The organism is uncultured Flavobacterium sp. (genome assembly GCF_951805225.1).
In the GTDB taxonomy this organism is placed as follows: Bacteria; Bacteroidota; Bacteroidia; order Flavobacteriales; family Flavobacteriaceae; genus Flavobacterium.
Window position 1 is genome coordinate 6,172,661 of the sequence record NZ_OX638201.1, and the last position, 12,900, is coordinate 6,185,560.

At 37.1% G+C, this 12,900-nt stretch carries 5 protein-coding genes; 3 read left to right on the forward strand and 2 right to left on the reverse strand.

Features of this window, described 5'->3' with window-relative positions; all coding sequences use genetic code 11:
* The first annotated feature begins 328 nt into the window (after positions 1 to 328).
* Positions 329 to 3,235 (forward strand): FAD-linked oxidase C-terminal domain-containing protein, encoded by a 2,907-nt coding sequence (locus tag WN975_RS25645; RefSeq protein WP_337969020.1) that lies wholly within the window; start codon positions 329 to 331, stop codon positions 3,233 to 3,235.
* 462 nt (positions 3,236 to 3,697) lie between these two features.
* Positions 3,698 to 5,626: an amino acid permease gene (locus tag WN975_RS25650; protein ID WP_337968943.1), complete on the forward strand. Its 1,929-nt coding sequence runs from the start codon at positions 3,698 to 3,700 to the stop codon at positions 5,624 to 5,626.
* A gap of 419 nt (positions 5,627 to 6,045) precedes the next feature.
* On the opposite strand, the gene WN975_RS25655 is transcribed toward WN975_RS25650, so the two are convergent.
* Both WN975_RS25655 and WN975_RS25660 read right to left on the reverse strand, forming a co-directional pair.
* The gene (locus WN975_RS25655; protein ID WP_337968944.1) at positions 6,046 to 9,969 is read right to left on the reverse strand and encodes a starch-binding protein; all 3,924 of its coding nucleotides are present in this window, start codon (positions 9,967 to 9,969) and stop codon (positions 6,046 to 6,048) included.
* 693 nt (positions 9,970 to 10,662) lie between these two features.
* Complete coding sequence (locus tag WN975_RS25660) at positions 10,663 to 11,865, reverse strand: aminotransferase class I/II-fold pyridoxal phosphate-dependent enzyme (protein ID WP_337968945.1); 1,203 nt, start codon at positions 11,863 to 11,865, stop codon at positions 10,663 to 10,665.
* A 467-nt stretch (positions 11,866 to 12,332) separates the two neighbouring features.
* On the opposite strand from WN975_RS25660, the gene WN975_RS25665 reads away from it, so the two are divergent.
* On the forward strand, positions 12,333 to 12,788 hold the full coding sequence (locus tag WN975_RS25665; protein WP_099711220.1) for an Lrp/AsnC family transcriptional regulator: 456 nt from the start codon (positions 12,333 to 12,335) through the stop codon (positions 12,786 to 12,788).
* Positions 12,789 to 12,900: the final 112 nt, after the last annotated feature.

Genomic DNA, 12,900 nt, shown 5'->3' on the forward strand with positions numbered 1-12,900 from the left:
ATGAAAACTAAAAGCCCCTAGCCCTGATGGGAGGGAAAATCCTTTTGTGGCGGGGTTCGCCACAAAAGATTGGAAGGACAGCAGGAAATAGCTCCAGATAAAAATTCTGATAAAAACTAATTCCATTCTGGTTGTTGATTAATGTACGAGTTTAAGTTTCATAAGCCTTCGACTACGCTCAGGATGACACTTGGGGTAAATTCCAATAGAAAAAAATCCAAATTTCAATTCAGGAAAACACGATCAAAAAAAAAACTTAGAACCTTAGCGTCTCAGTACCTTAGAACCTTAAAAATTACCTATTTTTGTGAAATCATATTCAGCAAAAATGTCAATAGTTAAAGAGTTAGAACAATTATCAGAATCCTTAGAAGGAACACTTTTATACGACGATCTTCATAAAACGCTTTATTCGACCGATGCTTCGGTGTATCGAATCAGACCAAAAGCGGTTGCCGTGCCTAAAACGATAGAAGATATTAGTAAACTAATCAAGTTTGCGGGGAAACATCACATTTCGATTACGCCAAGAACTGCCGGAACTTCGCTGGCGGGACAAACGGTTGGTGACGGAATTGTTGTTGATGTTTCGAAGAATTTTACCAAGATTCTGAATTTTGATCCGATAAAAAAAACGGTTACGGTTCAGCCTGGTGTTATTCGTGACGAACTAAATTTATTTCTGAAACCTCACGGTGTATTTTTTGGTCCGAATACTTCGACTTCAAATCGTTGTATGATTGGCGGAATGGTGGGGAATAATTCTTCGGGAACAACTTCGATTAGATATGGCGTAACGCGCGATAAAATTGTCGAAATCAAAGGAATTTTAAGCGATGGTTCTGAAGTGGTTTTTAAAGAACTGACTTCGGCTGAATTTATCGAGAAAACCAAAGGTGATTCTTTAGAAAATAAAATATATAAAAGCCTTTACGATGAACTTTCGGTAAAAGCGACACAAGACGAAATTATAAAGGAGTTTCCGAAACCTGAAATTCACAGAAGAAATACAGGTTATGCGGTTGATATTCTATTAAAATCGGATTTGTTTGGCGGAACGGAACCAACAATTAATGTTGGGAAATTGCTTTGCGGAAGTGAAGGAACGTTGGCTTTTACTTATGAAATAACTTTGAAAGTTGATGATTTGCCGCCTGCGAATAATATTATGGTTGTGGCGCATTATCACAGTATTCAGGAATCGCTGGAATCTGTTGTAGTAGCAATGAAACATCATTTGTATACAGCAGAAATGATCGACGATACGATTTTGGATTGTACTAAAACGAATCGGGAACAATCTAAAAACAGATTCTTTTTGGTTGGTGAACCCAAAGCGATTATGATGTTTGAAGTCGCTTCACACGATGCCGAAGATGCCGAAAATCAGGCGAATGCTTTAATGGCGGATTTAGAGAAAAATAATTTTGGTTATGCACTTGTAAAAATTTACGGTGCTGATATTGAAAAGGTAAACGAACTTAGAAAAGCCGGACTTGGACTTCTGGGAAGTATTGTTGGAGATAATAAAGCAGCCGATTCTATTGAAGATACAGCGGTTGAGTTGAGAGATTTGCCTGCTTATATTGAAGAATTTTCGGCAATGATGTTGCGTCACGGACAGGAAGCAATTTATTATGCGCATGCTGGTGCGGGAGAACTGCATTTGCGTCCGGTTTTGAATTTGAAGAAAACATCTGACTTAAAATTATTCAGAACTATTGCGACCGATGTTGCAATTTTGGTGAAAAAATACAGAGGTTCATTAAGTGGTGAACACGGCGACGGAATTGTGCGCGGAGAGTTTATTCCGTTTATGATTGGCGAAACGAATTATGAATTGCTGAAAAGAATCAAATTGGCGTTCGATCCGAATTCGGTTTTGAATATCGGGAAGATTGTAAACGCTTTGAAAATGGACGAAAATCATCGTGTAGTTTCGGGCAGAGTTGAACCGGATATTAAGACGTTTCAGGATTTCTCAGACAGTTTAGGAATTTTGCGTGCTGCCGAAAAATGCAACGGATCGGGAGATTGTAGAAAATTGCCATCGGCAGGAGGAGCAATGTGTCCGAGTTATCGTGCGACCAAAAATGAAAAAGAAACGACGCGTGCGAGAGCGAATGCGTTACGTGAATACTTGACGTATTCTGAGAAAGAAAACAAATTTGATCAGAAAGAATTATACGAAGTTTTTGAGTTGTGTGTAAGCTGTAAAGCCTGCGCAAGCGAATGTCCGAGTAATGTAGACGTTGCAACTTTAAAAGCAGAATTTTTATATCAATACCAAAAAGCAAACGGATTTTCGACCCGAAATAAGATTTTTGCGCACAATGCAAAATTGAATAAAATGGGAAGTTTGTTTCCGTCGATTACGAATTTTATTTCGAATCAATCTCTCGTTAAAAAAAGTATGGGAATTGCGCCTGAAAGACAAGTTCCGCTTTTAGCGAAAAAGACTTTCAAGAAATGGTACGAAAATCATAAACCGCAAAGTAATAATTTCCCGAACGGACAAGTGTATTTGTTTAATGACGAATTCACGAATTATTATGATGTGAATATCGGAATCGACGCTTTTGAATTATTAACCAAATTAGGTTACGAAGTTTTAATCGTGGATCACGAAGAAAGCGGAAGAACGTATTTATCGAAAGGTTTTCTGGAAGAAGCCAAGAAAATTTCGAATATTAATGTCAATATTTTCAAGGATTTAATTTCTGCGAAAGCGCCTTTAATAGGAATCGAACCTTCGGCAATTTTGACTTTTAGAGACGAATATTTACGCCTTGCAGATGATAAAGAAAGTGCTGAAAAAGTATCGCAAAGTGCCTTCACAATTGAAGAATTCTTTAAAAAAGAAATTTTAGAAGGAAAAATAAAAGCTGATTCATTCTCGGATGAAAAGAAAGAAATCAAAATTCACGGACATTGTCATCAGAAATCTTTGAGTTCTGTTGAAGCAACTTTCGCAATGCTGAATTTGCCAACCAATAATACGGTTACAATTTACAATTCGGGTTGCTGCGGAATGGCGGGATCTTTTGGTTACGAAAAAGAACATTATCAGGTGAGTATGCAAATGGGTGAAGATACGTTATTCCCAAAAGTGCGTGCAACTGCTCAAGATGTAAAAATTGCAGCGGCAGGAACAAGTTGCCGCCATCAAATTTTTGACGGAACGAGTAGAGAAGCGCAACATCCGGTGAGTATTTTGAAAAGCTGTTTACGTTGAGAGTTGGCACGCGGATGGACACGGATTCACTTCGTGAAAGCGCGGATTATGACGGATTTTTTTTGTTTCGTTGAGAGATGGCACGCGGATGACACGGATTCACTTCGTGAAAACGCGGATTATGACGGATTTTTTTTTGTTTCTCGCAGATTCTGCAGATTGAGCAGATTTTTATTAAAATAATTGGTGTAAATAATTTTAATCAGTGGCAAAAAAACAAACCAGCGTCAATCCGTTTAATCGGTAAAATCCGCGGGCAAAAAGAATAATTCGAGAAAATTTGTGCAATTAGTGGCTAAAAAAATCTGCGTTAATCAGTTTAATCCGCACAATCAGCGGGCAAAAAATATTCTAATAAAAACAAAATCGCTTTATATGTTTGAAATCAAGATAATTTTTACATTATTTGCAAAATAAAACCATAAAGACTGAAAGATATTAATTTTAAAAGCAAAATCACATATGGCATTATCAGGTTTATTCCGTAAAAAGACGGTACAAGATATTCTGAAACAAGTTGCAAAAAATGAAGCAGATGGGCATAATGCATTAGGAAAGCATTTGACCACTAGGGATTTAACTGCATTTGGAATCGCAGCGATTGTTGGTGCAGGGATTTTTAGTACTATCGGAAAAGCCAGTGCAGATGGTGGTCCAGCCGTTATCTTCTTGTTTTTGTTTACAGCACTTGCTTGTAGTTTTGCCGCTTTTGCTTACGCCGAATTTGCTTCGATGGTTCCGGTTTCTGGAAGTGCTTATACGTACTCGTATGTAGCTTTTGGAGAAATTATCGCCTGGATTATTGGTTGGGCTTTAATCATGGAATATGCTGTTGGGAATATTACGGTCGCGATTTCGTGGAGTGATTATTTTACGGGACTGCTCCAGAGTGGCGGAATTCATTTGCCACAGTGGATTCAAATGGATTATTTAACTGCTTCAAACGGATTTAAAGACGCTACTGCTTTAATGCAAGGCGGAAAATCATACGAAAATTTAAGTACTGCTTTACAAGCTTCTTATACAGCCTGGACTACGGCGCCAACGATTGGTTCTTTTCACTTTGTGGCCGATTTACCGGCTTTATTTATCATTATTTTAATTACGGCATTAGTTTACAGAGGAATGAAAGAATCTCGTAACGCCAGTAATGCAATGGTAGTTGTAAAACTTTGTATCGTACTTTTGGTTATTGCGGTTGGTATATTTTATGTTGATACTGCTAATTGGGATCCGTTTGCACCAAATGGAGTTAGCGGAGTTCTAAAAGGAGTTTCGGCTGTTTTCTTTGCATATATTGGTTTTGATGCAATCTCTACAACTGCAGAAGAATGTAAAAATCCGCAACGTGATTTACCACGCGGAATGATGTGGGCGATTATCATTTGTACTATTTTATATATTGCTATTGCCTTGGTTTTAACCGGAATGGTGCGTTATAACGAATTGAATGTTGGAGATCCTTTGGCGTTTGTTTTCGATAAATTAAACCTGAAATGGATGTCGGGAATTATCGCAGTAAGTGCGGTGGTTGCTATGGCGAGCGTTTTATTGGTTTTCCAAATGGGACAACCTCGTATCTGGATGAGTATGAGCCGTGACGGTTTATTGCCAAAGAAATTTTCTACGGTGCATCCAAAATTCAAAACACCATCTTTTGCTACAATTGTAACTGGTTTTGTGGTTGCGGTTCCGGCTTTGTTTTTGAACTTAACAATGGTGACAGATTTATGTAGTATCGGGACTTTGTTTGCCTTTGTATTGGTTTGTGCAGGAGTTTTGGTATTGCAGAATAAAACGGATATTCCAAGAGGAAAATTCAAAACACCTTATATTAATTCTAAATTTATTTTGCCTGTTTTATTGATTGCCGGATTGTATTATGCTTTTGCTTTTAATAATAAAGCGACAATGGCTTTTATCAATAATGAAGCGCAAACAAATGATGCGACGACAATTATTACCTCTTTGAATAAAGAAGAATCAACGAAAGTTTTCAATTATTTAGAAAGTATCGATGTTCACAATAAAACTGCCGAAACATCAGATTTAGAGCATTTATTAAGCCAATATCAAGACGACGACGCTAAATATGCTGAGGTTGTAAAAGGTTTGCCAATCAATGATTCCTTGAAATACGAATCAGGTTTCAGTTTATTCAAACATAAAATTCCAATGTGGATTTTCATATTTGTTTTGGTTGGATTGGCTGTTTGGGCTTTCAGAAAAAATCTTTCATTAATTCCGTTATTAGGACTTATTTGTTGTCTTTATATGATGGCAGAGTTAAGTGTTTGGAACTGGATTTATTTCACAGTTTGGTTATTACTTGGATTAGTTATTTACTTTACTTATAGTCGAAAAAATAGTAAATTGAATACTATTGCTTAAATAATTATAAATTATTAGTTATTAATTATAAATGAAAAGCCCTTCTGAAATTATTTCAGAAGGGCTTTTGTGTCATTTCGACGGAGGAGAAATCACACATGCTGATCGACAACGATTGGTTACTGTGCTTTTATGGCACGCGGATGACACTGATTGGCTATTGCGAAAACGCAGATTTACACTGATTTTGCCCGCATTTTTTGTCATTTCGAGGAACGAGAAATCTCCAAGAGAAACTCGACAAAGATTGGCGATTCTAGGAGCGGAGTTTCTCGTGGAGATTTCTCCTCCGTCGAAATGACAAGATTGTGTTATTAATTGTGAAGGATTAATCCATTGAAAATGGTACAAAACAAAAAGCCGTTCTGAAAATAATCTCAGAACGGCTTTTTTATTTGAATTAATAAAGTTTAAAGAATTTACTTCTTGATAATCTTTTGCATGGTTTCTTTTCCATTTTCCAATCGGATTGTGATGAAATAAAGTCCGGTACTCAAACGACTTACATCGATGGTATTTGTATTGGATTTTCCTTCCTGAACAATACTTCCTTGTGCCGAAATAATACTGTAATCAGTTATTGGAATAGTAGAATTTACTTGCAAAGTATTATTAACAGGATTAGGAAATAAACGAACAGCATAACTCTCTTCTTCAGTTGTTGGAGCTGCAATCAATTTAGAAGTTGTTGAACCCCAAGTATACGAGTAACCATCTGTTTTGTTCAATAAATCGGCAGTTTGATTTGCAGAACCGCTTGAACCATTATTAAAGATAACATTTATCGATGTTGGTCCTGTTATGGTATATTTATAAAAACCATTTGTATCGGCAACCATTGCAACTCCCGGCCAGGTTGTATTGGCAACACTTCCGGATGGAACAGCATTCCAATAATGTACCTTTGGAATTCCTGTCCAGTTTGTTGGAGGTTTGAAATGAACCGTAAGAGTTGGAACAGCATTAAAAGTATAAACTTCGGTTTTTATTGCTGAAGAAACTCCGGTTGTATTAACTACAAAAGCCTTTAAAGTTGTATTTGCAGTAAAAGCAAATGATTTAGAACCAATTGCAGATGCTGAACTTGTAGTTGGTGTTGTTCCGTCTAAAGTATAATAAATAGTAGAAGTAGTTTGATTTGCTGTCAAAACAACATTTACCGTCGTTCCTGTTGTAAATGTTCCGCCTGGTTTTGAATTTGTAAAATCAGGAGCAATTACAGGACATCTGTTAGCAGGTTCTGCGCCCAACCAAGCCGAATCATAAAATTTAATTCCCGCAGTCGTACTTAAATCGGCAGTTTTAAGACTTCCGTCATTAAACAATAAATTCGTTGCACTTACCGTCGACGGAAAAGTATATTTGTACCAATCTCCACAATCCTGTGTCATCGCAACTCCCGGATACGTTACGGCAGGAGCGGTTCCGGTTGGTGACCAGTAATATATTTTTACAGCAGAATTCCAGTTTGTTGGTTTTTTAAAGTAAACCGTAAAAGTAGTTGGCGTACTAAAAGTATACGTTTCTGTTTTAACGGCAGAACTTGTTCCCGCTACATTTTTAACAAAAGCCTTAAGTGTAGTTGTACTGTTTACCACCAATGTTTTGGAACCTACAGAAGAAGCCGAAGCTGTTGTTGGTGTTGTTCCGTCTAAAGTGTAATAAATTGTCGAAGTGTTTACGTTTGCTGTCAAAGTCAGGTTTACAGTTGTTCCGGTTGTGAAAGATCCGCCTGCTTGCGAAATTGTAAAATCAGGTGCTATTACTGTTGAACATCTGTTTGCAGGTTCAGAAGCTAGCCAGGCGCCATCATAAAATTTAATTCCGCCAGTAGCATTTAAGTCGGCAGTTTTTAATGTACCGTCGTTAAATAATAAATTTGAAGCCGTCACAGTCGAAGGGAAAGTATATTTATACCAATCTCCACAATCCTGCGTCATTGCAACTCCCGGATAAGTTACTGCAGGAGCAGTTCCGGTTGGTAACCAGTAATATACTTTTACAGCAGCATTCCAATTTGCAGGTTTTTTAAAATAAACCGTGAATTCCGGGATTGCTCCAATCGTATAAGTTTTAGTAACAATCTCAGATTGATTTCCGTCTTTGTCTACCGCAAATGCTTTAACAGTTGTAGTTTGTGCAATATTCAGCGTTTTTGTAGATTCAACAAAAGCAGACGAAAGAGTAGGAGTTGAACCGTCAGTTGTGTAGTATAATTTTGGTTTAGGATCTGTGCTGTCAGTAGCTGTAATTGTTACATCTATTGCCGTTGTAGAATTGCTTGTATCTGGAGTAAAAGCAATTTTTGGAGCAACATCCAGATTTTTTCCAACCCAAACGTGCTGAATTTTAGACTTGGTCACATTCCCTTTTTTATCCGTAACTTCAACGTAGTAATCTAATAATTTCTCTGATATTCCTGCAATTTCTGCCGAATATTGATTGGCAATTACATCAGGAAGCATGTATAAATCGGCTTGAGGATTGTTGGTAAAATTCCCTTTAGGGAAAACTCTTTCCGTCATTGGCAATGATATCCAGTTTCCAACTTCGGCACCACCGGCATAAGTTTCATTTTGATTCGAAGTAAGATTGTTTTTTCCATCGACATCAACACGATATTTTAATTCAGATCTTTCGATTCCGCTTACATCATAAGCAAAAGTATATACCGTAAAATCTGCCGAATTCAGAAAATCTTTATATGCATAAGGCGCTCCATATCCTTTTTCGCCAGGATTGTAAGGCCAGCGTTGCGGAATAAAAACGGACGGTTTTGTAGCATCTACGCCAGGATGAGCATCCAAAGTAGGTTTTGCAAATTGCACACATCGGTTAACGGCCAAAGTTGTTTTTATTTCTAAATCTTCGGCCAGACCGTAATAAGCATTTCCGCTATCGTAACCCGCCATTAAAAAATGCCACGCTTTTTCGGCAGGACTTACAGCCGATGTAGGATTTACAATTTCGCTCATTCTAAGATTATTTCCTTCCAGTTGCTCCGCCATGATCGCATGGTTTTCTCCGGCAGTTGTAATCGCTTGATTCATCATATCTTCAGTCCAGCCATTTGGATTGAATTTTTTCGTAACCGGATCAAAAAATGGCCACAACCAGTTTGTGAATTGTGGATGTCCAAAATCGCCATCAGCATTTACCCAAGCTCCGTCTTCAACGTGCACAACTGCCGATTCCGGAACAGGATTATCTTGTAAATATTGCGGAATAGTAGTCGGAATATTTCCATTGGCTGCAGATGCATGCGAAAATCCTGTAACCGATTCGTTGTAATACGAAGAACCTCCGCCCCAGGCATTATCACCATCATGCGCAAATAATACTAAAGGAGGTCTTGGCGAAGTCGAAGCTTTTGCCACAATTGGAGCAATCAGCGAAGTACCAATTGTAGCATATCCATCTTCATAACTCTCATAATCAGCCATAGGAACGACAGTAATTTTATATTCCTGCGCTGTTTCCGGATCAACATATTTTGCCTTGTACGGAAGATAAGAATACGGCACGGCAAACTGACCGCCACGAGCATCTTTTTGAGCCGAAAACCAAGTGTTTCCAATAGTTTCTACCTGATCTGCTTTATTAGGAACATCACACATTGTGCCGCCAGAACCGTATTTTATAGGATAATCTGCAAGTGTTCTCGATAAATGGCTGTTGGCAATAACTGACCATTCGATGCCACATTCTGTCAAGGTTTTTATTATCCTTTCAGAAAAAGCACATTCTGCAGGCCAATATCCTTTAGAATCATGAGAGCCAAATAATTGAGCGCTGTAATATTGATGCGCTTTAATCTCTTTTTTCAAAGCTTCATCGCTCAAAAGTGGCGAAAGAGCGTGATGCATCGTAAACGAAACAACTTCCATACGAGGAAATCCACCCGAAGTTTTCCATGCTTTTGCATCCTTAATATTTTGCGTCCAGGAATTAGAATATCCCCATTGATTGGCTTGTGCAAGTTCATTAACGTTTTCCATCAAAGAACCTCCGTAAGTAATTTGCGCTCCGGCTTTGGCCAAATCCCTAATCGAATTAATAGCGTTTTTTGGTGCAAATTGATAAGCAGCAACGCGATCACCGGTGCCAAAAATTTCTTCAAGATTGTTTGTAGGATGTGCCAGTCCATTTTTATCATTATTAGCCCCCGAAACTTTCAAATCCTGAGACTCTTTTACGATCTGATATCGGTTCGCATTCTTTTTACTTATATCTCCCCAATACGTGGGCTGATGCAAGTGCCATAAGTAAGATGTATTCACCTGTGCCTGCAAAAAAGCAAAGGGAATTAGTAGCGCATAAAGCAAAAGTAAGGTTTTTTTCATAATTCAATTTTAGTTAGTTAAGTGGTTATTTTTTTGTTAAAAGTATATTTTATTAACATTAAAATTATTTAATAATCTGAAATTGATCAACTACAACGTTTTAGTGTTTACAACTTTTTATAATTAGTGAAGAAAAAAAACTTTATTCGCATAATTTGTTGGTTTATTTTGAGGAATTGATGTATTGTGATTTTAATTATTTAAAAATGAGAAAGTAATGTTTTTTAAAACAAAAAATCCGCTTAGAGAAGACTCTAGCGGATTTAAACAACCTAATAAAAAATCGTGCAAATTTATTTATAAAGAAGTGTTTTGATTTTGTAAGAAACTTTATTTTTTTTTCGCCACGAATTCCACAAATTTTCTCGAATTTTTTCTTTTGAAGATTTTTAATTAGTGTTAATTCGTGAAATTCGTGGCAAAAATTTTTTCTTACGCAGATTTAAAAAGATTAAAGCGGATACGCGCAGATTAATTTAATACAAATCGATTTGAATCTGCTTAAATCGGTAGAATCTGCGTGAAATAATTTAAACGATTACTAAACTTTTTTTCGCGCAGATCCTGCAGTTTTAGCCGTTTCTTTTTATAGGTTTCTATAAAAGATCGGGATAATTCCCCAAATCTGCGCGAAGAAAATCTTTAGTAAATCTGCATTAATCAGTAGAATCAGCAAAAATCCGTGGGCTAAATCTATAGAATTCCAAGTTCTACCATACATTGCTTCATCATTTCATAAGTACGCTGAATATCATTATCCAAACCAATCGAGAAACGAATCAAACCATCAGTCAATCCCATTTCTTGTTGCTCTTCAAGCGGAATTTCACTAGAAGTCGAAGTTCCAGGCGCGCTAAATAATGTTTTGTAAAATCCTAAACTTACTGCCAAATATCCAAGATTTCTCGCCTGCATTAACTCCATTAATTCATTGGCTTTAGCCAAAGTTCCAACGTCAATCGTTAACATTCCGCCAAAACCATATTCCGGATTAATCATCGTTTTGTACAATTCATGACTCGGGTGACTTTTCAATCCCGGATAAACCGTTTTTAAACCGTCATTTTCAAATTGATCTGCTAGGAAATGAGCATTATGACTGTGTTGTTTAATTCTAATATGAAGCGTTCGAAGGTTTTTCATCACCGATGCAGATCGCAAACTATCCATCGTTGGTCCCAAAAGCATACTCGCTCCAGAATTCACATTTTTAAGCGAATTGATAAATTCTTTCGATGCACAAGTCACGCCACCAACCGTATCGCTGCTTCCGTTAATGTATTTTGTCAAACTATGAATCACGATATCAGCGCCTAATTTTGCAGGAGAAACCGACAAAGGCGAAAACGTATTATCAACAACCAATTTCAAATTATGCTTTTTAGCAATTTTAGCCAAACCAGCAATATCGGCAACTTCTAATAACGGATTACTAACCGTTTCGCAATACAAAACTTTCGTATTTGGCGTAATTGCCGCTTCAACAATATCAAGTTTTGTAATGTCAACAAAGGTTGTTTCAATGCCAAAACGAGGTGTAAAATTCTTCAAAAAAGCATAAGTTCCACCATAAATTGTTCGGCTAGAAACGATATGATCGCCCGCACCGCACAACTGCAATAAAGTAGGCGTAATTGCGCCCATTCCCGAAGCCGATACATTTGCAGTTTCTGTTCCTTCCATCGCCGCCAAAGCCTGATCCAAATACAAATTACTTGGCGAAGAATGGCGCGAATACAAATAACAGCCTTCCATATTGCCTTCAAAAGTATCGAACATTGTTTTTGCAGATAAAAACGTATAAGTCGAAGAATCAGAAATCGAAGGATTCACGCCTCCAAATTCCCCGAAATATTGCAAGTCCTGAATTTTATCAACTGGATTAAAGTTTTTCATTTTTTATGTCATTGCGAGGAAGACCTGTTCGCCGTGGCGAAAGCAATCTCATCCCTTAGTTAGTATTAGTTTTGCGTTTGTATTGGAATTTATTTTTTGAAGCTATTTCCTGCTATCCACTTCAAGTCCTCATAAAAAATGCAAAGTTTCTAAAGTTCAAAAAAGAGCTTCCGTTGGTCGCTTTTTTAGAACAAGAAACTTTTGCCTTTTTTACTCCGGGCTTTCCACTTCTATCAGGGCTAGGAGATTCAGTTTCAAAATAAATTCTATTCAAAATAACATCTTATTAGAAAAATAATCAATAATGTGTTTAATAATTAGATTTTAAAACTATAATATTATATTTATAAAGATTATTATTCTAAATTTGATTCGGAAAACTCAAATCGCTAGATTTTCTTTCAGAAAGCAATAAATTATCAATAATCAGAGGATGAGATTGCTTCGTTCCTCGCAATGACTCAAAAATGACTTTAGACGCCACCGACAAAAAACTCTTGGTTCTATTACAAACCGACAGTAAAAAAACAACCAAAGAATTGTCTTTAAAACTCAATCTTTCGGTAACCGCCGTTTACGAAAGAATCAAAAAGTTAGAGCGCGAAGGAATAATCAAAAACTACGTAGCTTTAGTCGACAAATCAAAAATGGAAAAGGGATTTGTAGTTTTCTGTCATCTAAAACTCATTCAGCACACCAAAGAATTCCTAACCAAATTCGAAAGCGAAGTCATCAAACTCAATGAAGTTTTAGAATGTCATCACGTAAGCGGCGATTACGATTATATCTTAAAAGTTCTCGTAAAAGATATGGAAGCTTACCGCGAATTTCTAGTAACCAAACTCACAACATTACAGCATATTGGCAGCACACAAAGTATGTTTATGATTAGTGAAGTGAAGAATTCGACGGTTATTTTTTAGAGGTACTTAGGTTCTGAGTTGCTAAGGTTCTGAGGTTTTAGGGGCAAAGGTTTTAGGAACAAAGGTTCAGAGGTTCAAAGGGACAAAGGTTTTCCGTAGAGACGCACAGCAG